Origin of the sequence: Galactobacillus timonensis (genome assembly GCF_900240265.1) — a bacterium.
GTDB lineage: Bacteria > Bacillota_I > Bacilli_A > Erysipelotrichales > Erysipelotrichaceae > Bulleidia > Bulleidia timonensis.
On the sequence record NZ_LT964739.1, the window covers coordinates 1009172 to 1036159 of the forward strand.

19 protein-coding genes, 2 tRNA genes and 1 pseudogene are annotated in these 26988 nt (G+C 48.6%); 13 read left to right on the forward strand and 9 right to left on the reverse strand.

Annotated elements, in window-relative coordinates; all coding sequences use genetic code 11:
• Window positions 1-91: 91 nt before the first annotated feature.
• The gene (ftsH, locus tag C1714_RS04785) at window positions 92-2041 is read right to left on the reverse strand and encodes an ATP-dependent zinc metalloprotease FtsH (RefSeq protein ID WP_102342119.1); all 1950 of its coding nucleotides are present in this window, start codon (window positions 2039-2041) and stop codon (window positions 92-94) included.
• A 90-nt stretch (window positions 2042-2131) separates the two neighbouring features.
• A complete protein-coding gene (locus C1714_RS04790; protein ID WP_102342120.1) occupies window positions 2132-3571 on the reverse strand; it encodes a four-carbon acid sugar kinase family protein in 1440 nt (479 codons plus the stop codon).
• Between the two features lie 94 nt (window positions 3572-3665).
• Between C1714_RS04790 and C1714_RS04795 the strand changes: the two genes are divergently transcribed.
• The 10 genes from C1714_RS04795 (at window position 3666) to C1714_RS04845 (ending at window position 13185) form a co-directional block, all read left to right on the forward strand.
• On the forward strand, window positions 3666-4253 hold the full coding sequence (locus C1714_RS04795; protein WP_102342121.1) for an NUDIX hydrolase: 588 nt from the start codon (window positions 3666-3668) through the stop codon (window positions 4251-4253).
• A 14-nt stretch (window positions 4254-4267) separates the two neighbouring features.
• On the forward strand, window positions 4268-4948 hold the full coding sequence (locus C1714_RS04800) for a class II aldolase/adducin family protein (protein WP_102342122.1): 681 nt from the start codon (window positions 4268-4270) through the stop codon (window positions 4946-4948).
• Complete coding sequence (locus C1714_RS04805; RefSeq protein WP_102342123.1) at window positions 4945-5631, forward strand: HAD family hydrolase; 687 nt, start codon at window positions 4945-4947, stop codon at window positions 5629-5631. Before C1714_RS04800 ends, C1714_RS04805 begins: the two co-directional genes overlap by 4 nt.
• A gap of 72 nt (window positions 5632-5703) precedes the next feature.
• Window positions 5704-6276: a TetR/AcrR family transcriptional regulator gene (locus C1714_RS04810; RefSeq protein WP_102342124.1), complete on the forward strand. Its 573-nt coding sequence runs from the start codon at window positions 5704-5706 to the stop codon at window positions 6274-6276.
• A 526-nt stretch (window positions 6277-6802) separates the two neighbouring features.
• Complete coding sequence (locus tag C1714_RS04820; protein ID WP_102342126.1) at window positions 6803-8023, forward strand: IS110 family RNA-guided transposase; 1221 nt, start codon at window positions 6803-6805, stop codon at window positions 8021-8023.
• Window positions 8024-8224: 201 nt separating this feature from the next.
• Window positions 8225-10003, forward strand: a complete 1779-nt coding sequence (locus C1714_RS04825; RefSeq protein ID WP_102342127.1) for an oleate hydratase — start codon at window positions 8225-8227, stop codon at window positions 10001-10003.
• A gap of 115 nt (window positions 10004-10118) precedes the next feature.
• On the forward strand, window positions 10119-11258 hold the full coding sequence (locus tag C1714_RS04830) for an aldo/keto reductase (RefSeq protein ID WP_102342128.1): 1140 nt from the start codon (window positions 10119-10121) through the stop codon (window positions 11256-11258).
• Window positions 11259-11272: 14 nt separating this feature from the next.
• The gene (locus C1714_RS04835; protein WP_167849933.1) at window positions 11273-11752 is read left to right on the forward strand and encodes a pyridoxamine 5'-phosphate oxidase family protein; all 480 of its coding nucleotides are present in this window, start codon (window positions 11273-11275) and stop codon (window positions 11750-11752) included.
• A gap of 473 nt (window positions 11753-12225) precedes the next feature.
• Window positions 12226-12567, forward strand: a complete 342-nt coding sequence (locus C1714_RS04840; RefSeq protein WP_135567885.1) for a hypothetical protein — start codon at window positions 12226-12228, stop codon at window positions 12565-12567.
• A 294-nt stretch (window positions 12568-12861) separates the two neighbouring features.
• The gene (locus tag C1714_RS04845) at window positions 12862-13185 is read left to right on the forward strand and encodes a hypothetical protein (RefSeq protein WP_102342131.1); all 324 of its coding nucleotides are present in this window, start codon (window positions 12862-12864) and stop codon (window positions 13183-13185) included.
• Between the two features lie 222 nt (window positions 13186-13407).
• Here the strand turns inward: C1714_RS04845 and C1714_RS04850 are convergent.
• Window positions 13408-13484 (reverse strand) — tRNA-Pro (locus tag C1714_RS04850).
• Window positions 13485-13528: 44 nt separating this feature from the next.
• Window positions 13529-13603 (reverse strand) — tRNA-Arg (locus C1714_RS04855).
• 215 nt (window positions 13604-13818) lie between these two features.
• Here C1714_RS04855 and C1714_RS04860 point away from each other — a divergent pair.
• Window positions 13819-14706 carry a DegV family protein gene (locus C1714_RS04860; RefSeq protein ID WP_102342132.1) on the forward strand — a complete coding sequence of 296 codons (888 nt, stop codon included), beginning with the start codon at window positions 13819-13821 and terminating at the stop codon, window positions 14704-14706.
• Window positions 14707-14903: 197 nt separating this feature from the next.
• On the opposite strand, the gene C1714_RS04865 is transcribed toward C1714_RS04860, so the two are convergent.
• From C1714_RS04865 to C1714_RS04880, 5 genes and pseudogenes are all read right to left on the reverse strand, one after another.
• Window positions 14904-18833, reverse strand: coding sequence for a hypothetical protein (locus C1714_RS04865; protein ID WP_245305049.1), 3930 nt, complete (start codon window positions 18831-18833; stop codon window positions 14904-14906).
• 30 nt (window positions 18834-18863) lie between these two features.
• Window positions 18864-19322: pseudogene (locus tag C1714_RS14645) on the reverse strand (TniQ family protein); the annotation flags it as partial.
• The gene (locus C1714_RS04870; RefSeq protein WP_102342134.1) at window positions 19322-21481 is read right to left on the reverse strand and encodes a DDE-type integrase/transposase/recombinase; all 2160 of its coding nucleotides are present in this window, start codon (window positions 21479-21481) and stop codon (window positions 19322-19324) included. The gene C1714_RS04870 and the pseudogene C1714_RS14645, both read right to left, overlap by 1 nt.
• Window positions 21478-22170, reverse strand: coding sequence for a TnsA endonuclease N-terminal domain-containing protein (locus tag C1714_RS04875; protein ID WP_102342135.1), 693 nt, complete (start codon window positions 22168-22170; stop codon window positions 21478-21480). Before C1714_RS04875 ends, C1714_RS04870 begins: the two co-directional genes overlap by 4 nt.
• A complete protein-coding gene (locus C1714_RS04880) occupies window positions 22167-23816 on the reverse strand; it encodes an AAA family ATPase (RefSeq protein ID WP_102342136.1) in 1650 nt (549 codons plus the stop codon). Before C1714_RS04880 ends, C1714_RS04875 begins: the two co-directional genes overlap by 4 nt.
• A gap of 241 nt (window positions 23817-24057) precedes the next feature.
• Between C1714_RS04880 and C1714_RS04885 the strand changes: the two genes are divergently transcribed.
• Both C1714_RS04885 and C1714_RS04890 read left to right on the forward strand, forming a co-directional pair.
• Window positions 24058-25212, forward strand: a complete 1155-nt coding sequence (locus C1714_RS04885; protein ID WP_102342137.1) for a hypothetical protein — start codon at window positions 24058-24060, stop codon at window positions 25210-25212.
• The gene (locus C1714_RS04890; protein WP_102342138.1) at window positions 25209-26987 is read left to right on the forward strand and encodes a type I restriction-modification system subunit M; all 1779 of its coding nucleotides are present in this window, start codon (window positions 25209-25211) and stop codon (window positions 26985-26987) included. Before C1714_RS04885 ends, C1714_RS04890 begins: the two co-directional genes overlap by 4 nt.
• Window position 26988: the final 1 nt, after the last annotated feature.

Below are 26988 nucleotides of genomic sequence, written 5' to 3' on the forward strand. Positions count from 1 at the left end.
CTGGAGGATCATCAGGAACGCACAAGAAAACCGGAGACATGCTCCGGCTTCTTCTGCGTATGTGTCTAAGGATGGTGATGCCTGTGCCTGATCAGGCATTGGCTCCCTGAGGATGATCCTCAGGCTTTACGGCCTGGGCAGAGGCTAACAAAGCTGCTGCACTCTCCGGTGACGGAGCATCGGGGAGTTTGACCGCATCTTCCGGATCCATGTCTTTGTGCTCCAGGATCTTCATGAACTCGTCGCCGGTAATCGTTTCCTTCTTGTAGAGATAGGTGGCGATCCGATCGAGGTCGCTGCGATGATCTTCGAGCAGCTTCCTGGCCTTGGCGTGTTCCTTCTTCACCAGTTCAACAACCTTCTGGTCGATACCGGCAGCGGTCGTCTCGGAGCAGGAGAGACTCGTGTCCTGACCAAGATACTGGTTGTTCACGGTTTCCATCGCTACCATGTCGAACTCATCCGACATACCGTAGCGGGTAATCATGGAGCGGGCCAGCTGCGTCGCCTTTTCGATATCGTTGGATGCGCCGGTGGAGATGGTGCCGAAGACAACCTCCTCCGCCGCCCGGCCGCCGGTCAGGGTCGCAATCTGATTCTGCAGCTCTTCCTTTGTGTAGAGATAGTGATTTCCTTCTTCAACCTGCATCGTGTAGCCCAGGGCTCCGGAGGTGCGGGGAATGATTGTAATCTTCTGAACAGGTGCACTGTGACTCTGCAGCGCAGCGACCAGCGCATGTCCAACTTCATGGTAGGCGACCGTCTTCTTCTCTTCGTCGGTCAGAATTGCATTCTTCTTCTGATAGCCGGCAATGACGGTTTCAATCGACTCTTCCAGATCCGCCTGCGTCACCGTGTCACGGCCCTCGCGGACAGCCTTCAGAGCACCTTCGTTGATGATGTTGGCCAGCTCAGCGCCGGAGGCACCGGAAGCCATTCTTGCGATAACGCTGTAGTCAATGTTCGGATCCGTCTTGACCTTCTTGGCATGAACCTTGAGGATTGCCTCACGGCCCTGCAGATCCGGCAGTTCCACTGGAATACGGCGGTCAAACCGTCCCGGACGCAGCAGCGCCGGATCCAGAGATTCCGGACGGTTCGTTGCCGCGAGAATAATGACGCCGCTGTTGGATTCGAAACCATCCATCTCGGTCAACAGCTGGTTGAGAGTCTGTTCACGCTCATCGTTGCCGCCATAGTTGCCGGAGATACGCTTTCCGCCGATGGCATCGATTTCATCGATGAAGACAATGCACGGCGCCTTTTCCTTGGCCTGCTTGAAGAGGTCACGGACCTTGGAGGCCCCCATGCCGACGAACATTTCAACAAATTCCGAACCGCTCATGGAGAAGAACGGAACATTCGCCTCACCGGCGACAGCCTTCGCAAGCATCGTCTTGCCGGTTCCAGGAGGACCTACCAGCAGAATGCCCTTCGGCATCGAGGCACCGATCTTCTTGTAGGCACTTGGATCATGCAGGTACTTGACGATTTCCTGCAGCGATTCCTTCGCCTCATCTTCGCCCGCAACATCCGAGAAACGGATCCCGTTCTGTGACTTGACATAGACGCGGGCATTGGATTTGCCGACGTTGAAGATCATGGAGTCGGCACCTTTTCCACCGCCCATCATTCGGCGCAGCAGGAACTGCCACAGCCAGTAGAACAGGACCAGCGGCAGCACCCATGTCAGAAGGAACTCGACGAACGGAGACTGCTGCTCAACAATCTCAGACGAGAAGGTGGCACCGGAATCCGTCAGACGCTGCACCAGATCCGGATCGTTCATGACGCCGGTCCGGTACACCTGCTCATCGTTTCCTTTGAGGGTGAACAGAATCTGGTTGTCTTCCACTTTCACTTCACTGATCTTCTGATCGTTGGTTTCCTGAATGAAGGTGCTGTAATCCACTTCCTGGATCGTCCTCTCATTCATCGCCGGCACCGCGATCAGGTTCAGCAGAGCCAGAACAAGAAGAACAACCGCATAGTAGTAGAGAGTGGGCTTTTTCCTCTTGTTCGGATCTTCGATATCATTCATATAAAACACCGCCTTTCTGGTGTGCCACTAGTTTAGCACACTGGCCATCAGAGTGCTAAAACAATTGAATTTCACATGAAAATTCCATAATTAATGATTCTGAAGCACTTCGACAGATTTGCGAAGCGTGTCCGCCTCACCGACATTTCCCGGGAAAATGATATAGGGAATGCCCGGGAAACGGCTGTCAGGATCCGTCTGCCACACCGGAATGCCCGGCTGAATCTGGCCAAGAACCAGAGCCCGCTTCACGCCAAGCGCCTTCACACCGACATCGGCAGAGGTGATGCCGCCCTTGGCGATCACAAAGGCCGGCGTAATGGAGAGATCACGGACCAGGCGCTGGACACCGTCACTGATTTTGACGGAGCGGATGAGAGCCGACTCCTTCGTATCATCCGGCAGGGACAGCAGGGCACGCTCCGTATAGGCGACGGCCGTTTTTCCGCCGGCAATGATCGCCTCCTCTTCTTTGAGGCAGCGTTCCACTTCCTTGTTGAAAGCATCTTCACCGGCAAGTACGGTGCTCGATTTGAATTCTACCGGAACAATATTGGGCAGCTTCAGAAGCTCCTTCAACTGCGACGTGGTTTTCTCTGTATGACTGCCGACAACAATGATGCCGCCGTTAGTGGAAGAAGAGTGAATCATGTCATCGCGGCTCAACAGAGGCTTGTCGCTGATGCCGCCGATCACTTTGACAAAACTTGCAGCGGTGCGGTACAGGAAATGTTTTCCCTGTTTCAAAGCATGACACAGGGCGATGCAGAACACTTCGAGATCACAATAATCCACCGCATTGACGACGACCTTGTTGAAGGAATGGACATGCATCAGCTGCTGCTCGATTGTTCCGATTCTCCATGTACGAAGATCATCGAGAGAGATACAGACAACATCCTTTGCCGGATATCTTCCGCCCGTCTTTTCTTCGATATAGGCAGGAAGATCGGAATGCGTATAGCCGAAGGTCGGATCCTTTGCAAACTCTGTCTCTGCCGATGGAACAAGTTTGTCGCCGTATTTAATGTAATGCGTATTGCGAATTGTGAAGCGGCCGCCCTCCTTGAAGAAGGGAATCAGAATTTCGCCGTCAACGCGGATGCCGTTTTTCTCCATTCCTTCCCTGAGAATTTCGGTTTCCAGAGGAAAGTGTCCGCGCAGCGTCGAATCGCTGCGGGAGATGAAAGAATAGGACGGGTGATTGGGTATTTCATTTGCAGCCGTTTGGGCATTGGCGAGGATCTCACGATGAATACGCGTCGTCTCATCCTCTGTCATGCCGCGGCTGTTGGTCAGAATATAGAAAATGCGGCTGTCTTCTTCGAGTCCCTGACGGATCGAGTCAACGTCCCAGTGCGTATAGACATGGACGTCATGAACCGTCTGAACGCCGGTGGGATCATCGTCGAGGACGATGAACTTTTCATGATCGGATGATAATGCCGCCTGCAGAAGGACGTCGAGCTTTCGCTCATCCGCGAAAGGAAAGGAAGAGAGAACAGAAGCAGATATGGTTTCTTCGGACATTGTTTGCCTCCTGGCTCCATTTTAGCAAAGCCCGCCGAGGGGAGAACGGCGCACGGTATAATATCGAGAAGACAGGGAAGGATGAGGAGGGAAGATGGCACGGGACGAAGATGAGAAGCTGAAATGGAAGCTGCTGGAAACGAAGCATCCAGTCCATAATCAGTGGCTGGATCTGAGGGAAGAAACCTACCGGATGCCGGATGGAAGTACGGCCGGCCCCTTCTTTACATTTTCAAAGAAGAGCTACGTCGTCATCGTGGCATTGAATGAAGCGGGGCAGTACATCTGTGTCCGCCAGTACCGCCAGGGCATTGGCAAGGTGACGGTCGAATTTCCGGCCGGAGCCATTGAAACGACGGTGCGTCATCCGGATCGTGAAACGGCGTTTGCGGCCGCAAAACGTGAGCTGCAGGAGGAGACGGGCTGCGTCAGTGAGCGGTGGCAGTTTCTGGAGGAGATCGCTTCGCTGCCGACATCGAACGATGACTATGCCTATCTGTATCTGGCAAGGGATTGTCACCACGTCAGTGATCAGAAGCTTGATGCGACGGAATTTCTGGATTACGAGACACATACGGCGGAAGAGATCCGGGCAATGATTACAGACGGAACTTTTCCGCAGCCTGTGCATGCCCTTGCCTGGTACATGGCAAAGGAAGCACTCAACAGAACAAAGGAATAAACAGGAGAAGGAATATGCTGGAAGATCTGAAGAGACGGGTCATGAACGTTGCCAAAAGGGCACAGGCAGACGGTCTGTGCAAGCATAAGTCGGGCAACTTTTCGGCCCGCGACAAACAGAGCGGACTCATCGTCATGACACCGAGCGGAGTTGATCGCGATGAGCTGCAGGTGCGGGACATGGTGGTGATGAATATGGATGCGGAGGTGATCGAGAATCCGACGGGCCTCAAACCGACAAGCGAAGCATTGATGCACCTGAAGATCTATGCTGCGCGTCCCGATGTGATGGCAATCGCCCATACGCATTCGATGTATGCGACGGTATTTGCGGTGTTGAACAAACCTGTGCCCGCCATTGTGTATGAGCTGTTCAACCTCAACTGCAAAAACGGCTATATTCCGGTGGCACCGTATGGACGTCCCGGGACACAGGCCCTTGCCGACTCGGTCCTTGAGCCGTTGAAGGATGCGGATGCGGCTCTGATGAAGGCTCACGGCTGTGTCGCCGTCGATGAGAATTCCATTGAAGGCGCCTATCTGAAAGTCAGCTATGTCGAAGAGATCGCGGAACTTTACTACCATACGCTGACGGTGAATGGTGGAAAGGAACCGGAAGTCCTGGGAGCGGAAGAGCTGCAGAAGTGGGCCTACCCGGATGAAATCAGGTTTCCGAAGACGGAGAAACAGTCATGATCCGTGCTGTTCTCTTTGATCTGGACGGACTTTTGTTTGATACGGAGACGCTGTTTCTTAAGACTGTTGAGCAGCTGATGCAGCAGCGCGGCATGACAGTATCGGAAGATGTGCTCAAGACAATGATCGGCACCGATGAGAAACAGGTACTGAAGCTGGAACAGCAGTATCCGGGCATTCAGGAAGTGATGAAGCAGTACATGGACAATCGCCTCTTCTACTTTGATCAGATGTTCAAGGAAAAGGGCAGCGCGGACAAGAAGGGTCTTGCGGAGGCGGTTTCCTATCTTGAGAAACATCATCTTCCCTATGCCATTGCGACCGGCTCCTATTATCAGGACATCCGTCATTTTATGGCTCATTCAGGATGTGAGCTGCATCCGGAAGTGCTGGTATCGTCGCGTGACGAACATCTGCCGGGCAAGCCGAGCCATGCGGTATTTGACGTCGCCGCCAGTAAGCTGAACGTACGCAATCGTGATGCGCTGGTTGTGGAGGATGGAAAGTACGGCATCGTGGCGGCGAAGCGGGGCGGCTTCCCTTCGGCGTTCATTCAGGATCACATTGTTCCGGATGAAGAGATGAGGGCGTCTCTGCAGTATCGGATATCGGATCTTTCGCAGCTTGGAACGTTGATTGACGACATTAACAAGCGTCACAATGGTGAAAAGTATCTGGGCTGAACAGGATTCCGTAACCTCAGTGTGCGGCCAAAGGCACTGGCGGCAGAGTTCTGAAAAATCTATACTGATTGCATGGCGGATCTTACAAAACGGGCGCTGGAACAGGCGCTGAAGGACGAGCTGAAGAAGAAGCCCTTCGATGATATTACAGTGACGGATCTGGCGCGTGACTGCGGCATCAACCGTATGACGTTTTACTACCATTTTCACGATATCTATGATCTCGTGGAGTGGGCGCTGGTGGAGGATGCCCGCAAGGCACTCGGCAATAACCGTACCTATGAGACATGGGAACAGGGCTTTCGTGAAATATTCCGCTACTGTCTTCGCAATAAGGAGTTCATCTGCAACGTCTACCATTCCGTGAACCATGAGCCGATCTACCGCTATCTGACGGAAGTTGCCTATGAGCTGGTCGAAGGAGTTGTCAAGGAAGAGGCGGCAGGCATGGATGTCAGCTGCCAGGATCAGAAGTTCATCGCGGACTTCTACAAATATGCCTTTGTCGGCATCGTTCTGGACTGGGTCGAGCATGACATGGTGGAGGATCCGCAGCAGATCATGACGCGTCTGGTCATATTGACGAAAAACAATATTCCGACGGCGCTGAAGAATTTCGCTTCTACTTCAAAACCGGCGAAGTGATAAAAATTTGTACAAACAATGGCGCGTGCAGTTTGTGCGCCTTTTTTCTATTATGAAATCAGGAAGAATCCAGTCCTGATTGAGCTGTCATGAGCATATGAATCTACAATTGTAAGGTCAGGATTACCTGGGTGTATTCCTGGCCTTTCCTGCGTATAGGCATATACCGGAAAGGTCTGGGTAAAAGTAAGGACGCCGGTTTTTTTAAGCTATCGAACGATAAGCCAGTTACTTAAAACGTCCTGCTTCCCTTTTGTGATATAGCCAGCTTAATCAAAATGTGCAGCCGGAAGTATTCAGGCATGCCGTATCTAATCCAGAAAAATCAGCTGTCGCAAAGGTTCAGGGAAGCTTTACCGCAGACATTTATGNAAAACGTCCTGCTTCCCTTTTGTGATATAGCCAGCTTAATCAAAATGTGCAGCCGGAAGTATTCAGGCATGCCGTATCTAATCCAGAAAAATCAGCTGTCGCAAAGGTTCAGGGAAGCTTTACCGCAGACATTTATGCCAGAGGAGGCTCTTTTATGGACGGACCAATTATCACGGTAGATGTCTCAAAAGGCAACTGCCACTATCAGCCGTGGCTGACAGCAGGCCATTCCCTGCGGAAGCCGAAAGTGCTGAACGATACGAAAGATGGCTTTGAAGCATTGTCTGAAACCATTGAGATGGTGAAGGAGAAGAGCGAAGCTGATACAGTCCCGGTAGTATTCGAGGCGACCGGCGTCTACCATCGCTGTCTCCAGAAGTATCTTGATGATATAGGAAATCCTTACATTGTCGTTCCGCCACTGCTGTCTGCAGCTTATCGGAAGACGAACCTTCATGGCAATAAGACAGACAATGCGGATTGTGCTCATATCGCCAAAGTGTATTACCAGGAAGAACATATGCAGTGCCACCAGAATGAATCGGATACATATGCACGTCTGCGGGCAAAGAATCGCATGTATGAGAGCGAATTGAAGATCCTGCGTCAGCGGAAATGCACGTTCCGGGCAATGCTGGATGTGATCTATCCGCGCATGGATAAGTGCTTCAAAGGGCATGCAAGCCTTTACGATTCGGTTCCGATGGAAGTGCTGAAGAAATATCCGCATCCATCATTACTTCTCAGGCACAGGGAGGAAACCATTGTGAAAGCGATCCAGAAGCCCGCAGGTCATAAGAAAGGCTTCACTGAAAATATCGTTCACAAGATGTATCAGTGTGCAGAGAAATGTTATTCCGGCGTGGATGCGGACAGTGTGGAAGTACAGCAGTTTCCTCAGATGATCAATGAACTCATGGAGCAGATGGAGCTCTGCAATACATACCTTGAGGAACTGATCGAAGATGCCAGTAAGCTTCCTTCTTTTGCGATTCTGCTCAGTATTCCTGGAATTGGCAGGAACATCGCGGCACGGATCATCGCGGAAATCGGCGATGTCACCCGGTTCAGGAACGCGCGAGGCATCGTAGCATATGCAGGACTGAATCCGAAAATCAATCAGTCAGGTGAGAAGGATGGGACCCACCTGGCTATATCCAAGAAAGGAAACAGACATCTGAGGTGTCTTCTTTATCTGGCAGTCACGTGCAACTACAGGCTGAAAAAGGGAGATTCTATCTATCAGTTCAACCAAAAGAAAAGGCAGCAGGCTACCTCACCATTGAAGCCCAAAGCTGCCAATATCGCTGCGGCGGATAAACTATTGGTAGTAATTTATTCGCTTATGAAGAACGGCTCAACTTTCCGTTCCTAAGCAGATTATAGAACGAATTTTCAAAACCGGGGAGACTGTCTCCTCTTTTCGTGGTGGCCGATCAGAAAAATTCTGAAGCTTATGAATTTATCGAAGCAATCTCCAAAAAAGGGCTTGATTTAAGTTATCAAATTTCTGTTGGCTAAGTTAATGGGTAGAGGCGCCTGATCAAACAAATGAAGAAGAGGAGACAACAGAGATATGTACTATTCCAGCGGTAATTATGAAGCGTTTGCGCCGGCAGTGAAGCCGGAAGGCATTGACAATAAGCGGGCATGGATCGTCGGCACCGGTCTTGGCGGACTTTCGGCGGCGTGCTTCCTGGTCCGCGACGCCCAGATGCCGGGCGATCATATTACGCTCTTTGAACATCTGCCGAGAGCCGGCGGATCGTGCGATGGCTTCTATGATCAGAGCCGCGGCTATATCATGCGCGGCGGCAGAGAGATGGACAACCACTTCGAATGTATGTGGGATCTGTTCCGCTCGATTCCTTCGATCGACAATCCGGGAGAGACGATCTTCTCGGAATACTACAAGCTCAATAAGGCGGATCCTAACTATTCCCTGTGCCGCGTCACGGAAAAGCAGGGCCAGGATGCGCATACCGACAAGAAATACGGTATGAACCAGAAGGCGACGATGGAGCTGCTGAAGCTGTTCATGAGCACCGATGAAGAACTGGCGGACAAGACGATTGACGATGTGTTCGACGAGGACTTCTACAAGACCAACTTCTGGATCTACTGGCAGACGATGTTTGCCTTTGAGAAGTGGCACAGCGCCCTTGAGATGAAGCTGTATCTGCAGCGTTACATTCATCATATCGATGGTCTGCCGGATCTGAGTGCACTCCGTTTCACGCGCTACAACCAGTATGAGTCGATGATTAAGCCGATGCTCAAGTATCTGACGGATCACGGCGTCAAGATTGAATACGATACGACGGTCACCGATATCAAGGTTGACTGCGGCCCGGATCGCAAGGTCGCCAAGAAGATCGTTTATACGCAGGGCGGCGAAGAGAAGACAATCGACCTGACGGAAGATGATCTGGTGTTTGTGACCAACGGCTGCCAGGGCGATAATACGGCTTATGGCGATCAGACCCATGCGCCGGTTGTCACCTGCAAGAACGGAGAGGGCCCGTCCATTCAGCTTTGGAAGAAGCTGGCGGCACAGGATGACGCCTTCGGTCATCCGGACAAGTTCTTCCCGAGCATCGAGGAGACAAGCTGGGAGTCGTGGACCGTTGATACGGCGGATCCTGAGGTCCTTGCGGCAATCGAGAAGATCTGCCACCGCGATCCGCTTTCCGGAAAGGTTGTTACGGGCGGCATCGTGACGGCAAAGGATTCCAGCTGGCTGTTGAGCTGGACGATCAACCGTCAGGGTCAGTTCACGGATCAGAAGAAGGATCACTGCCTCATCTGGGTCTATGGTCTGAATTGCTGGCATGACAATGGTGACTTTGTGAAGAAGCCGATGTATCAGTGCACGGGCGAAGAGCTGTGCGCCGAGTGGCTGTACCACATCGGCATCCCTGAAAACAGGATCATGGAACTGGCGGGCAGCGCATGCAACACCACTGCATGCATGATGCCGTATGTGACGTCGTTCTTTGAGCCGCGCAAGGCCGGAGACCGTCCGCTGGTTGTTCCGAAGGGATCGGTAAATCTTGCGTTCCTGGGCCAGTATGCAGAAACGCCGCGTGACACGGTATTTACGACGGAGTATTCGATCCGTACAGGCATGGAGGCGGTCTATACGCTGTGCAACGTGGACCGCGGTGTACCTGAGGTATGGGGATCGGTTTACGATGTCCGTGACCTGATCAAGGCGACGGTGAAGCTTGGCGATGGCAAGAAGCTGACCGAGATGGAACTCGGCTTCAAACAGCGCATAGCACTGAATGAAGCTCTGAAGAAGATCAGAGGTACCGAAGTCGAGAAGCTGCTCAAGGACTGCGGCGCAATCTGAAACAATCTGAAAAAAGCAGAATAAGAATAACAAACCCTTTCGCTGAAATACGGCGGAAGGGTTTTTCGATGAAGGAAGGCCGCAGTAAAATCAGAAAAGAGAATGGGAGAACACTATGGATTATTATCTGTACGGTGATGCGAAGAATGCGTGGTGCAGCGGGTTCGGGAAGCTTGGCTTTGGTTTGATGCGTCTTCCCCGGAAGGATGAAAACACCATTGACGTCGAAGAGACAAAGAAAATGGTGGATCACTTCATGGCGGCAGGGATGCACTATTTTGACACGGCGTGGGCCTATGATGGCTCCGAGGACGCGATTCGTCAGGCACTGGTGGAACGCTATCCGCGCGACCGCTTCTTCCTGGTCGATAAACTGAACGCAAGAATGGCCAAAGATGAGGCTGAGGCAAAGGATGAGATCAACGTGAGCCTGAAGCGGGCAGGTGTATCGTACTTTGATCTTTACTTCCTGCATGCGATCCAAGATGGTAATATCGATTTTTATAACAGATACGGTCTGTGGGATTATGTGAAGCAGCTGAAGGCGGAGGGGAAGATCCGCCATATCGGCTTCTCGTTCCACGGGTCGCCAGAGCTGCTGGAAAATCTTCTCGATGCGCATCCGGAAGTTGAACTTGTTCAGCTGCAGATCAACTATGCGGACTGGGAGAATCCGAAGGTGCAGTCGCGGGCAAACCTCGCTGTCTGCCAGAAGCACCATATTCCGGTCACCATCATGGAGCCGGTGAAGGGTGGTTTGCTGGCAAGTCCTCCGGAAGCGATCCGGGATCTGTTCAGAAAATCGGATCCTGCCATGTCCTGTGCGTCGTGGGCAATCCGCTTTTCGGCGTCGCAGGAGGGTGTGCTGACGGTGCTGTCAGGCATGAGTTCCGTTGCGCAGATGGAAGACAATCTTTCGTATATGAAAGATTTCCAGCCACTCAAGGAGAAGGAGATGCAGGTGATTCAGGAGGCCCGCGATATTCTTGCGAAGGCGGATCAGATTGCCTGTACGGGGTGTCATTACTGTATGCCGGGCTGTCCGGTCGGGATGCGGATTCCGGATATCTTTACGGCGATGAACCTGTATAAGATGTACGGGAATCTGGAGCAGGCGAAGAAGCGGTATCAGCATGCGGTCAAGGATGCGTCGCCCGCTTCGGCATGCCTGCATTGCGGTCAGTGTGAAGGGGCATGTCCACAGAGTCTTCCGATCATCTCGTATCTGGAAGAAGCGGCGCAGACTCTGGAATAAGAGAAGAGGGACTGATGATGAGAAAAATGAGAAGGTTTAAGCAGCAGCTGGAGGACAGCGATGCGTTGAATGTGCTTAAAAACGGGCATCGAGGTGTCCTTTCTCTGCTGGGCGATGAGGGTTATCCGTATGGGGTCCCGGTGGATTATCTGGTTGGGGATGATGGTCACATTTATATCCATTGTGCCGGCGCCGGTCATAAGATCGATGCGCTGAAGAAGTGCGACAAGGTGTGTTTCACGGTGATCGAGGATCAGCTGCGGCAGCCGGATGATTTTGCGCTGTACGTGAAAAGTGTCATCGTCTTCGGCCGTATCCGTATGGTTGAGGACCGCAGCGTGATTTTGAAGAATGTCATGGCGCTGGCGGAACACATCTATCCGGAGCAGATTGAGAGCTATTACAGGGCGGATCTTGCAAGAAGCGGAAATATTGTTCAGATGCTTGAGATTACGCCGGAATATGTGACGGGCAAGAAGGTTCACGAGCAGTAATTCCGTTATTTCTGTCATCAAATACGCAGAAAAAAGGTCACAACCGTAAATTCATACTATTTTCGTCAGGAAAGATAATCAAATTCTGTTCAATACGGCCTCACAAGCCCATAAAGAAATGTCAGGTATGCAGGAAGAATCATATGGAGAGGCGCATGTTTCAAGGGCTTTGGATGTACAGGAATCTGAATTTCTCCGCTTCATCTTCAACAGTCTGCAGCTGCATTTGTTTCCCACATAATCTGAATATGATCTTCAGCGAATTTGACCAGGCACTTAAATCAGACAAATCTCAACTGCAAACAATTTGACTTTGGAGCTTCAAATAATTTGCCGTTCCACAGGATGGAATAATCCGTCAGGAAGAGCGAAAGGGGGAATGGGAAAAGCCAACAGCAGCAGAGATTGAAGCGGCAGAATGGTTGCATGATTATCTCGGTGGAGACATCACCATTCTTACGCCACGAGGGAATGTGGCACAGGGTCAGAAGACAGCGGATTATTCATTCAGAGGTCTTCTGTTCGATAGGAAGACGGGAACCGTATCACTTAAAACAAGCCTTGAAGAAGGATTAGAGCAGACATTTACACCTACATGGGTGCTAGAGGGAGAAAAGCCGGTCAGGCAAAAAGTAGGCGGTTTGCTGATTGAATTTAATCCCGCGCCGGAGGCGGAAATGAAAAAGACAGCAAAGCTTCTAGATGATATATCGTCGAAGATTCACCAGAACCAAAACACTGCTCCGATCACAGTCATTATCAAAACAGGGAACCGCAAGTTAGCAATTTATCGCGTAGAGAAAATAAAAAAATGAGAAGTATTATCACGTCCTCCTAGTCAAGCTCTCACGGGCAAGACCGGAATATGGCAAGGGCGAATAACTTCTCGACACTCACTATATAGCATCACCAACCAAAAAGTTCAAGCAGCAGATGAGCTCGCCAGCAGGCGGGCTTTTTACGTCCCGGGCATGACGTTAAAAGGCTCATGACACGGAAGCAGCAGGATCGAGGCCAGTGAAAAACCTGTACTCGCTCGTGCCCATACAGAAGAGCTGCGGATGGCCAGTGCAAAACCTGTACAGACGGAGCCAGAAAAAGGAGGAAATATGGATAACGACGACAACGTAACAAACACCGAAGAAACAACCGCGAATCAGACCACTGTGGCCACAGAAACCGGCAACGGTACAAATGACCAAGGGAATCCGGAAGTAAGCAAGAACGGGCAGGATGGGGGGGGCAATAACGAGGAAGCTGGAGAGCAGCACTACACACTCGATGAAATCCTGAAGGCAGATCCTGCAATCAAGGCCGAGTACGACCGGAAGATGCAGGCGGCAATCGCTAAACACGATGCGCGACTGGCACGCGGAAACAGCAACGGTGTCCAGCAGGAAGTCGGGTGGAAACAGGAAGGAAAAAAGTCATGATCAGCGACAGCGACTTCCAGAAAATGCTGGATTCAGTAAAAAAATAAGAAATACGTCAATAACCTGCTCGCATGCCACGGGATCATGAGCATACACGGGTACATTCGGTAAGGGAGCGAAAGCTCCTTTTTCCGATTGGATTCGCAGTTTTACGCACTAAAATAGTGCCATTATAGTGCCACAAAATAAGAAAACCGCATTGGTATGCGGTTTCTCATACTATGGTCGGAATAACGGGATTCGAACCCGTGACCTCATCGTCCCTAACGATGCGCGCTACCAAGCTGCGCTATATTCCGAGTGCCGTTCCATCTTATCGCAGGGAAAGATAAAATTCAAACAATGGCGCCCCCGGCGGGAATCGAACCCACAACTAACCCTTAGGAGGGGTTTGTAATATCCGTTTTACTACGGGGGCACTGCCCTGCCATTATACCGTCATTTTGAATGAGAGGCGGAAGGAAACGATCCGGACACAAATTCCGTTCCTGTTATTAACCCGATACTTTCGAAAAAAGTGGTGTGAGAAAGATTTTACAAATTTAAAGAAACGTCGATTGAAAAGGATTTTTGATTGATTCCGGCCTTTTCTGTTCCGTAGAATGGGAATGGTAACTGAAAGGGAGATCACGAATGGAGAACTACAAGATTGTGACCGACGCTTGCTCGGACATTATCCCGGAATATGCGGACAAGGAAGGGATCCTTGTCATCCCGATGGAAGTCGCCATGACGGATGGCTATAAATTTAAGGCTACCTATGACAATTCGGAATTTCCGCTGGATGACTTTTATAAAAAGGTCGAGAGCGGTGTGATGTCTTCTACTACCGCAATTACGCCGCAGACTTATCTGGATTTTTTCCGCCCGCTTCTGAAGGAAGGGTTTGATATTCTCTACAACTGCTTCACATCCGGCATGTCTTCGACCTACAACAATTCGCTGCTTGCGCAGCAGCAGCTCCAGGAAGAGTTCCCGGATCACAAGCTGATCATCGTTGATTCGCGCGGTGCGACCGGAGGAATGGGCTATCAGAGCTATTTCGCTGCCCTGAACCGTGATGAGGGTATGTCGATTGAAGACAACGCTCAGTGGCTTGAAGATACGAAGCTCCATATCAACTATACGTGGACTGTTTCGGATCTTAACCATCTGCGCCGGGGCGGACGTCTTTCCAACATTGCGGCCTTTGCCGGTACGCTGCTGCAGCTGAAGCCGGTCGGCGATATCGATAACGAGGGACGTCTCGTTGGTATGGGTACGGCCCGCGGGCGCAAGTCTTCCTTGAAGCGGCTTGCGGATATTATGGCGGCGCGCATCGATACGTCGGTGGATAAACCGGTTCTGATCTGCCATTGCGCATGCCCGGAAGATGCCGAGGAACTGAAGCAGAGAGTACTGGAAACCGGCAAGACGAAGAACGTCATCATCGGCCGTGTGGGACCGGTCGTTGGTACACATCTTGGCCCCAGCGGCATTACGCTCTACTATTTCTGCGATCATCGCGGCGGCCTCAAATAACAGAAGTCATCCATGCAGGCAGATACGTTCTGCCTGTTTTGACAAAATGAAATGCAATCTCGAATAATGAATTGCAATCTCAAACAGGTCAAATATTTGGCAAAAATGTGAATTGCAATCTCAAATGGATTTTGCACTTAAAAACTGTTCAGCCTAATCAGCCGAACAGTTTTTTCTTACTTGATTTTATGAAACGATTATGACTCGTTGCTTCCTTGGCCGTTGAATATCTTTTTTAGACGGCTTTTCTGTATGACTGTCAGCGATACCGCGCATTGAACAAAAGTATCAATACCCCATTCTTTCTGCGCAGCAAACCTTCTGAGAACGGGAATATCTTCTTTTTTGTATGATCTCCCATTGATGTAATGCAGGAACGCAGCCATGTCAGCGTCAATAGCATTCAGATCATATGGTGTGTATGTGTAGGAAACTACTGTTCCCATAACGTTCATCAGATGAACGTGCGTGTCTTTCTTCCGGTATATGGTTGCAATTTCCACCGTCTCCGGCTGAATATTGGAAGCACCTATATGGTATCTGTAGCTGTCATTGATGTAATATCCGGATGCCGTTCCTTTTCTGTGAAGAAAGATCTGGTCTATTGCATCATCCGGCAGAATGACAGCATCGCGCAGAAAATAATATCCATTTGTGATTCGCACAAGATATCCGGTTGTTTCAAACTTTCTCATACTGCAATTCATTGTTCTGCGGGAGACGCCGATATTCTTGTGGTCAATGTCACTTACAATAATGACTTTATTCTGACAATTCTTTTTGAGATATTGCAGTATACGATCCTGTATCAGAATGGAATCTACGGAAATTGTTCCATATGCTGTATCATAAACGCCCAGGAGAGCTTTCAGACGCTGCACACAGGTTTCTGAAATCCTTGCGGCCGTACCAAGCAGATCTGCTGGGTTCCATTTTCTTCCGTGAATGTATTGCGCAAGGAAAGGATAATCAGCTGCTCGCTCATCGTTGTTTGTACAGATGTAATTCAGCAGGGCAATCTGCTCATAGTTCTCATCATTTACAGGGAGAATCGTTCCCTTATAAAACACAGCTGTATCACGGATGTCTGCCTTATACAGGCCGCCCGGGTAACTTCTTCGATTTGTGGCAATTGTAGTCGCTGCCGGCATAGTATCTGACATGCCCATTGTGTAGCGGTACGATTCTCCTGTGTAATACCCGATATGATGGCCATCTTTTTCCAGAAACAACTTTCTGATGATAGTTTCGGTAGAAATATCGTTGTAATGCTCGCTGAACAGATAGGCACCCTCTGTAATGCGGACAAGCGTGTGATTCGTACAGAGCTGCCTGAATGCGGCATAGAACTGCAGATTCACAAAAGGAAGACCCTTTTGATCGACATCCTTGACAATAATTACGTCATCCGGGGCATACTGTCTTCTTAATGCCGCAAGAAGTATATCAGTGTTTTCTGGCCGCTTTTCTTTCTTCGGTCTGCTGCGGGGCTGCCGAACTTTGTTTTTATAACATGGTTTGTGTTTTTCATAGCCATGATCATCGATGAACCTTGCAATTACCGCTTTCTGCTCAGCACTCAGCATGTTAAGAACGGTATTGATTTCTGTTTGGTTAATATTCTTTTCCATATAGCTATACAGGCTGTCCCAGTATTTATGTCGGACAACAGAAAGTACCGCATCAAGGAATGCAATAACAGAAAGATGTTCTGATGGCAGAGGAATCAGAGGCATATGGAGGCGCACATTCCTGTTATCAATACGCCTTACTTTGCCATGGCTTCTCTCTGTTGCAATTGTATAGATTGTCGGTTTTTCATTGACGATGCCGGTAATATACAAATAACTGTCACCTCGATAATAACCAATGGTTTCACCATTTCTGCTGAAGTAGAAGCCGCCGATAATCATTTCAGGCGTCGGAGATTTTCCTGCAAATGTGTACACGCCCTTAAAAAGCTCTGTGATCATTCCTTTTTTCAACAGATGCTTCATGCCACTGGCAAATGAACTATCAGACAAGCCGAGTTCTCTCCATGAAATATCCTCACGAACGATGATGCCTGTAGTTCCGAAAAGTTCAATCATGAGGTTATACATCATCTGTGTTGTGCAGTATTTTGCAGGTTTTACGCGGATATGGATGATGCCATCACCTATAGCCGGCACTTCAGGCGGGATCATATGGAGCGCTGCAAGAAGAAAGGCTCCGCTGAATATGGCAAGCAGTTTATCAAGCTGTCTCCGGCAGGAACTGCTGATCAGATGCAAGTATTCCGAAAATGTATTACGATTCCATCCTTTGCCATAAAGATATGCGGCAAGAAAACCATAATTTTTCTGACGGCCATTATCCTGCCTGGCAATGTAGTTAAGCAATGCTGCTATCTCGTAATTGGTATCATTGACAGTAAAAGGGACTCCGCAAGCAAACAGGGTGGTGTTTAGTACAGTGGTTTTGTGCAGACTCGTGCAGCTTTCAAACACATTACTGGCAAGCTTTGAAATTTCCGGTGCTTTTTTTGATAGACCTATCTGGAATTCATAGCTTTCGTCAATCAGATAGCCAATATGATGACCTGCGCGTACTATAAAAATTTCACGTATTGCTTCGCTGTCATCCCATTGCTCGTCCCCATAGCAGTAAACACGATAGGCAACAGCTCGAATGAATCCGCAGCGTGTCAATGCTCTGATCGCATCCTGAAATTGCTTGGTTTCCTTTTCTTTGAATAATTCGCGGCTGAAGATCAGACGGCCTCTGGGATAAGTCTTTATGATCAGCGTTTTCAATTTACTTGGATTTGTTGCTATTTCAATATCAAGTCTCTTTTTCCTGCCGTCCATTGGAAGCAGTTCCGATTTTGTTGGCCTGCGGATCTCTTGAAGAATCATCGCGGATGCCAGTTCCTTTTCATCTCCCGTGATGTTATTCCTGATGCGATAGACATCTCTTCGATGACCAGGAACACATGTATAAATACCAGAAGTCATTTTTGCAACAAGGCTGGGAAATTGATTATCCGCAGTGACTTTGATGCAATATGGGCATCTGTGTCCATGGGTAAATGAATCCGGAGCCATCATAAATGTCCGGCCACAGGTATTATGTGTAAATTCAACCCTTGTTTTGCCATTAACGAATGTACCAGTCATGGAATATTCATCTCCGGTCAATTCACGGATTCTTCGCACATAGATTTCCCTGTTCGAATTTTCGTCAGATGAAAAGCGGAGCGCTTTATATGGATGGCAAATCGGGCAGTATGGGCTCCGAAGAAATACATATGCACTATCAATATTGAATGTATGTCCGCATTCAACGCCATGAACCCTTGCGGGTTCCCTGAATCCATTGTATGTCACAAGAGAAAAACCCGCATTCTTGAAACGCTTCACTGCTTCCTTCTCCAGCACCCGTGTTTCGCATTTACAACGGCTGCCATTATACAGAAAGTTCACTGGCGTGATTTTTACATCGTTTCCGCATGCTTTGTGATGAAAAATCACGGGACTTGACAAGCGTTGAAAATCGCTTTTCAAAACATAATCAGGAGAAACCTTTGCACAAAGAAAACGGAACATTTCCTGCTCAGATTTCTTTGAGCAGGCGGGACATCTCCAGCCTGCAAGGAAAGCATGCGGAGTTGTCTGGAATACGGTTCCACATTTTTGATGACGAAGGGTAATGCCATTACTATGATAATCACCCAGCAGCTCATATCCATGCACTTTATCAAAAAACATATTTTTAGTGATATCATCTGTGACAAGTGCAGTAGGAATATCGCTTCCAAAGAGAAAAGAATACAGGGCAATGCATTCCACAATGTTATAGGATTGATAAACTGCTCTTTTGACGGCACTTGATACACTGCTTTTGAAATACCGGTTGTATTCAGCGGGAATTGCTTCTGATACGCGATTGTATCCGTCTTTCATCGATACGTTTTGATAATATTGTGCCAGCATCTTTGATTTCATGAGAGAAGCAATCTGCTCGGCAGAACAATCAGGTGCTTTACGGAAAAAGGCATTTACTGTATCGGCATATTGAATATCGGCATCCGTTATTTCATCTGTTCCGGTGAAATCACTGATTGAAAGGTCTCTTTTCCGGGGCATAAATTTTTCTGCTTCAAGAAGCCGCCGGTGATGCTTCGTACATGCACAGACGCCGGGAACCTGGTGCTCTCTGTGCAGCCACCAGAATCCATACCGTTTTGTTTCTTCCCGAGCACACTCCGGACAGACGCGAAGTGTTGTTTCTTCTGAATGAATATCTCCGATCAAAGCCTGATACTGCGGATAGGCTCCAAATGCATTTTGAATAATCCTGTCCTGCTCGGATTTTCTGGAAAAAGCTGCTATGACAGGGTAGGTTGTATGGTCTTTGAAATATGACAATTGATCTGTGCTTTTTTCGGAAACATTGTTGTAAAGAACAGGAAGAGGCTCATATCCGTCAAATCCAATCTGTTTATTCGGAAGATTAGGACACAGAACATTCAAATAGAACTCATTAATACCCATGCCATTTGCCTGTGCTAGCCGCATTACATAGGAGAAAAGTGTTTCACCAGGCATAATCGGTATGATGACAGGTATCAGCATTACATCTTCCTCCGGGCGATTTCCTCGATCTGACGTTTTCTTTCTTCCATGGTGATCTTGCTGCCGACGATAATGTGGCTGGATGTATTTCCCTTTGCAGAATCAGGCGATGCGTTCTGCTCCGGCACAATTGGAACGGACGCATCTTTGGCAAGAGAGTGCTCAACGGAAATTGCCTCTTTTTCTTCGCTGCGGGCAGGAACCATATCCTTTGTATTGTTGGTGATCCCTTCATGCCGGGATGCTGCACTATCAACGATTGATTCTACTGTTCTGTTCAGGGCGATCTTGTGTTCCTGACGGTATGCTTCGTTCTGCTTGTCCATGATTTTTCCGGCTTTTCTGAGGTATTCGTATCTCTTCCATGTCATGTCACGGTAGCTGTTGTTCTCTGGAATGCTGGCAATGAGTTTCTCACGAACCGGGTGATTATCGTCATCAAGAATGTAGATATAGGATGTGTTCCTTGGGTCAATTCTGATGGCATAATACTGTCGTGTTCTCTGATGCCTGTAGCGGTCTGCATTGACCTGATACAGGTCACATTCATAGTAAAGACCGTTGACACAGAATCCTGGCATATCAGAGGAAATGACTGCTTTTGCAGGTACGCACAGTGTGTATCTGAGCGATTCATCATCCGGAAGCATCCGGGGATAGTTGAAATTATCACAGTAGTATGTCCAGAGTTCTGCCGGAATAGGCCGGACTCCTGCTTCAATCTGTCCTTCAGACTTCAGTTTGCTGACCATGTATTTGGAATTGTGAGAAAGCACGAAGGACAGGACGATCTTTGTATAATCCTCAATGGTCATGACTGCCTGCTTATGGTGTTTGGAATCATAGCGCTTTGTGATTTTTCCGTGCATAATCAGCGGGATTCCTGTTTCCTGATTGATCATATGAAAGATGTGTTCCACTGTACCTTTCATGGAACCGTTCATGACAGGAACCGTATCAATATCAACATTCAGCTCTTCAGCAATCCGGTTGAAATCCTTTGAAATGAAATCAGAACCGTGGTCGACACGGAATTTCAGAGGCTTGTAACCTGTCGGCCACAAACGATCATCTTCAAACGTAATATCATACCTGCTGCACAGTTCATGCTTATTCAGAGCCAGGCTGTAAATGGCGTTTGTCAGACCGACAACAGAGTTGTTATCAAAAGCTATGGAAACGCCCATGATCATGGAAGTCCATACATCAATGATGATATAGACGATAGCACGTCCAACTGCCTGCGATGGATTGGTTCTTGAAACAAGTGCGGCATCGACTTCGCATGCATCGATTTCAAAACAATCACCAGGGCCAATCAGATTCGTCTTTGCTGATCCGGTATGCAGTCTGTGCTGGTTATTCTCTTCAAATGCACTGGTATCAGCAACAGTAAGTGCCTTTTTGGGAGCGTGCTGCCGTACATAATGGTAGAACTGGTTGTAAGTCGGTCTTTGATTGGCTGGAAGAAGAATTCTAACTACAGATCCATCATCAGCGGTAATATCGCTGGAATAGTATTTGTCCAGCATGTAGTGGTAAAGATAATCCCATGTCTGTCCATGAGCGGATCCATCCGGCTTCGTTCTCATGGCAACCATCTGATCAAACAGTTTCAGATCTGTCTCAGTCAATAATTTTCCCTGATCTAAGCCATATGCTGATTTCCGCCCGGGCTTTCTGACTCTTGTCTTTACTGCTGGTGCGGCTTTCTTGTAGCGTCCATCGATCAGAGCGGCATCTGACAATCCGCCCTGAAGATACAGACGTGTGATTTTCCATACAGTTGACTTGGCAGCATCGTGCTGTTCGGCAATTTTTACAAATTCATCTTTCTTTTGCTTGCCAACCAGATTGAGAAAGGTTGGCCCGTAAGCTTTTGATATATCTTCAGCAATGGATTTATCGGATAGAAACTTTTCTCGTGTACGTGGCGAAAGTTTGCGAGGTGAAATGATTGTTATATCATCAGCACTTACCTCAAGTGTTTTATCTGACAGCCGATCCATGATGGTTTTTACTGTGATGGATTTGATCTGCAGAGAGGAGACGTTCATCTTCACGATGACTGCAATATCCCCGTTATGAAAGATCACCCGCCACTGTTCTCCTGTTTTCGGGTCTGTCAGAATATCTCTGACCATAATTTTCTCGTTCATACAAGCTCCTCCTTCCTCAGCTTTTCAAATGCTTCTCCATTCGGCACGAATGCCGATTCCAGTTCTTTTATTGGGAGCTGACAGACATTCATATCCGTCAGAATCCGTTTATGTGCAATCAGATGCAGCACCATGTCCCTGCGGGAATGCACATCATCCAGACTGTAATATTTCATGACAAGCCGCAGATTCTTTGCAGTATTCGCAGGAATGTCTGTTTTGAAGACAACATAGTAGGGAATTTTCTGTGACTCGTAGTATTTCTTCTCAATAAACAGCTTTTCATCTGTTCTTCTGTCGTCAATTTCCGACTGATCCGGCTTCACCGATACAGCAAACTGACGTCCGTCATTCAGATCGACCAGGAAGTCTGTTGTCATCACGATGTTCTTTCCTGCGTGTGCCGGATGCCGCAAACCATAGTATTCTGCAATAGCTTCTGTGTCCGTCAGCGGCAGGGGATACTGTTCACGGATATCCGCAACGTTGTCCTGCCATTGAAGGCAGAGATAGATATTCAGCTCTCCCTGTGACAGCAGACTGACAGTTCTGCCGGCTTTTGCGTCGTGATAATTAACGGTAGTTGACAGGCCGTGGATCTCTCTTGGCAGAATCCATGGCTTGTACGTTCTGCCATGTCCTTCGCCACGATGCTGTTTCCGCCGTGTTTCATCAGAGATCTGTCTCATGCGTCAGCCTTTCCAAGAATGCTCCCGATGTTGTCTCTTGTCGCAAGAATCTCGTCCTGCATGGCGTCGGAATCAGGACGTCGTTTCTTTCCTTCCTGCTTTGCGGCTGCCTTTGCGTCATTATGCTCAAGCCTCTGCTGTACGGCTGTCACAGCTTCATCTTCTGTGATTGATGCATTTTCGGGAAGCATGACAATATCGTTGAATACCTTTTCTACTTTGGCAGCAGTGTATTTATCGGAAAGCTTCTTTACGACATTCCGCTTCATTTCGATGAGCTGAATATTCCGGCTGTCCTTTGATGCTTCAGACATCCGCTTCTTTGTCTCGTCCTGCTTTTCGTTTTGTTCCACGGAATTCAGCAACGGGAAGTTTGCCTGAATAGCCTTTTCAGTTTTTGCATCCTTGTACTTTTCCTTTGCCCGGGCTTCTTTGAATACATCCACATGACGGTTCTTTGCTGTATTCCTGATGAAGTCAGCGTTGATCATCTGAACGCCACTGCCTGCATTGATCGCATCCAGCTGGACATACTTTGCCAGCTTTACCATGGTTCCAAGCCTTCCGCCTGTAATTTCATAGGAGGCATCCAGTGCTTCCTGCGAGATATCAATCGGAATGTCAGTCCAGCTGTAGGAAAACAGATTTGCCATGAACAGATCAAACAGTTCACGGTCATTGCAATATCCATTGGCGTTGATGTAGGTAGAGAACCGGCGGGCGGTATGACGCTCGCTGAACAGGTCGTAGAAGGCATCATCTGTGCCAATGACAGACATGGCCACATTCGTATTGTTTTCCAGGGTGAGAAGAGAAGTAACGGAAGATGAAGAGGTGGAATGCCTGCTCATCTGCTGGATTTCATCGAAGATGATCATGCCGATGCCGAACAGATCAATCAGCTGTGCACAGTAGGCGACCTTGTCTCCGATCATCTTCTTCTTGGCCATCTTTGCCTGATATACAGGGTTGATGTTGCCGAGCGCCAGGTCGATCTGTGCAGCAATCGCATCATAGATGTTCTTGAAACTCGATTCGTGAGGGCAGACAACAACGAGATAGACAATCTGAGGAAAATGGTAATCCGATGATGGATGATGCATGATTACCTGCGGGTAGTGGCTGAGCGTCATATTTACACAGGAAGTCTTGCCGCAGCCGGAAGTGCCGAGCATAGAAATTCCTTCGATGGAATCTGACATGTTCCTGGCGGTCATCTTGTGATGCATGATCTGATCCTGATTCCCCATGACGTAGTGCACGTCAATTCCTTCATCGTAGATCAGCTTTCTGCGGCGATAGGAAGTCACAATCGCATTATGGAATTCCCGCTCGAAGTCGCCATGGAAGGAAAGAGGAAAGCGGATATCTGAAAGCTGTTCCACTGCTTCTTCCTTGTCGTACTTGTCCATGGCCGCAATCTGCTCATCCGTCGGCAGAGGAATTGCCCTATTGTTAGCGACCACAAGCTGTTCCGGTGTCAGGAAGCGGGGAAGCGCCTCCACATAGGGATTGCCTGGTGCAATGTTTGACCGGATATATTTGGCATCCACAATTGTATCGGCATCAAGGCTGCCGCCTATAAGGTACTGATTGCCGCCTTTGGGTACATCCGTGGCATATTGATATTTGAAATCAAATTTCATATTCCTCCTTCATAAGCACTTATTGCATTCCGCCATCCAGTTTCTGATAATTAGCACATTATGTGCTACTTATGTGTGCTTACATAATAGAGTATAAATTGTGATTGTCAAACATATCAACATGATATTTTTAATAAAACATGCAAATTGCAACTAAAGTGTTTATGTTCATAAACTTATGGGGTATGATATACACATGGAAACTGTACGATTGATCTGGATATATTCCGGAGGTCAACTCGTGCCGTTCAAAGTCGATCAAGCACGCACTGATCTGCTTGGACAGCCCGATTTAGACGTTCTGGCGGATAAAGGCGATGATTCTGTTTACTATACAAAACTGCGCAATGATGTAAGGAGAAACTGTCCTGTCTGCGGCTCTGAGCGGGTAATCCTTCACGCCACAGATACAAGAAAAGTTCTGGACGTTTTGCAACTTTCGGATGGTCAGAAGCAGTTTGTTACCGTCTATGTATACTTTTCGAGGTATATGTGCAGGAACAGCGCCTGCAAGACAACATTTACAGCTCCGATGAACTTTGTCTGGTACAACACACTGGTTTCCAAAAGGCTCGCTGCATATGCCCTGGACTGTGCCATGCACATGCCGATGCTGAATGCTTCGGAAGCTGTCAAGGGAACAATCACCCGTGAGGGAATCAACAAGCTGCTCAAACGCTGGATTGCAGCAAATGATGAAGCCAGATCCAGAGTGCTTCCTGAATTTCTCGGTATTCATGTCATTGGCATCAAAGGCATTGCAAGAACGCTGATTACTGATGCTGCGCACAACGCCGTGCTTACCATTCTGCCGGATACCTATGATGAAACACTGCGTGAATACTTTGCGGATAAAGACGCCCGGCTAGTGAAGAAGGTTATGACGGATTACCACAGCTCCTTCCGGATCATAGCAGAATCAATGTTCCCGGATGCGGTTAAGATGCTGTATCTGCCGGATATTCCCGATAAGCTGAAGGACATTGCCCACATACAGGATAAAGATACTGATATATACAAGCTGCAGAGAAGCAGCACAGCGGATGAACTGATGAACCGCTGCTCGGATATTGACTCCTTCGACCGCTGGGTATCCAGCCTTAAAGGCGATACTGATTCCGAAAAAATGGTTAAAGCAGATGCCTACTATATCAGAGCTTATATAGGAAACAGACGTTTTCTTGGAGAAGGTTATGTCAACTTACTGGCAAGATTTACAGCCCAGGGAGAACGCACGTACAAGTGTCAGTATCCGGCAATCCGGGCACGGCTGTTGTATGGAAGACTGACAGAACCGCTGTCACGCAACAAGGATGTAACGGAATCAGCAACACCGCTGAAGGCTGCTGTGGAATATCTTGAAAATTACGATAAGGAAAACGAGGGTAAAGTATGACGACATCAGATGAAAAGATTCAGGAAGTTGGCAAAAATATACAGGAAAAGTCAACGGTAATATGGAACGCCGCAAACAGTCTTTACGGTGCATTCAAGCCGCATGAATACGGCCTTGTGATTCTCCCAATGGCCGTGATCAAGCGTTTCCATGACTGTCTGCTGCTGACACATGATGCGGTAGTGGAGCTCAGCAGGAAACTGGATGCGCAGGGCATCGTCGTAAAGGACGGCTTCCTGAAGAAGGCTTCCGGGTATCAGTTCTACAACACCAGTAAGTTCACCTTCCAGACGCTGATCGCTGATCCGGAAAATATCGAAGCCAACTTCAAGGATTATCTGAACGGTTTCTCTGACAATGTCTCGGACATTCTCTCCCGCATGAACTTCTATCAGCAGATTGATCGTATGGTAGAGGCAGGACTTCTCTTCCAGGTCATTTCTGATTTCTCTTCCGAAAAGGCAGACATGGATCCCCGGAAAATCAGCGCTGTTGACTTCGGCTATATTTTTGAGGATCTCGTACGTAGATTTTCCGAGTCCTACGATGAGGAAGCAGGAGCCCACTTCACTTCCCGTGACATCGTGTATCTGATGTGCGACCTGCTCGTTGATGGTGAAGATTTTAAAGATGGCATCAAGAAGACGATCTATGACCAGACGATGGGCACCTCCCAGATGCTTACCTGCATGGAGGAACGGTTGAAGCAGCTCGACAGCAATGCTGATGTTACGGTATTCGGTCAGGAGCTGAATCCGTTTACCTTCGGCGTAGCCAAAGCAGACATGCTGATCAGAGGCGGTGATCCGGACAACATGCAGTTTGGCGATACACTCAGTGATGACAAATTCAAGGGCTATCAGTTCGACTACTGCATCTCCAATCCGCCCTTCGGCATTGACTGGAAGCGTGAAGCAAAGTCCGTTGAAGCCGAAGCAAAGATGGGAGATGCAGGAAGGTTTGGAGCCGGTCTTCCTTCCAAAAGCGACGGTCAGATGTTGTTCCTGCAGAATGGCATTGCAAAGCTGAAGGAAGATGGGCGCATGGCCATCATTCAGAACGGCTCTTCCCTGTTTACGGGCGATGCCGGAAGCGGCCCGTCTGAGATCAGACGCAGAATCATTGAGAATGACTGGCTGGATGCAATCGTCCAGCTGCCGAACGATGCCTTCATGAACACTGGTATTGCAACCTATATCTGGCTGATTTCAAAGGAAAAGCCGATGAACAGACGTGGAAAGGTTCAACTGATTGATGCCAGCAAGTGCTATGAGCCGCGCCGCAAGAGCATTGGTTCCAAGCGTGTTGACATCACGGATGCATGCCGCGACATGATTGTGGAAGCTTACGGTGCATTTGAGAACAGGGATTACAAGGCAGTGACCGAGTCAGGGAATGAGATTGTATGCAAGTCGAAGATCATGGATTCTGTGGATCTTGGCTACTACAAAGTCACGGTGGAGAGCCCGATGCTGAACGGAGACGGCAAGCCGATCCTGAAGAAGGGAAAGATGGTTCCAGATACTGACAAGCGGGATACAGAGACAATTCCGCTGGATGAAGATATTGATGCTTACATTGCCAGAGAAGTGAAGCCGTACAATCCTGACTGCTGGGTGGATGAGAGCAAGACAAAGATCGGGTATGAGATTCCCTTTACCCGTGTCTTCTACGAATATAAGCAGCTGGAGCCTGCGGATCAGATTGCAGAGCGGATTAAACAGCGTGAGAAAGTGCAGATGGAAAAGCTGCAGAAGCTGTTTGGAGATGAGTGAC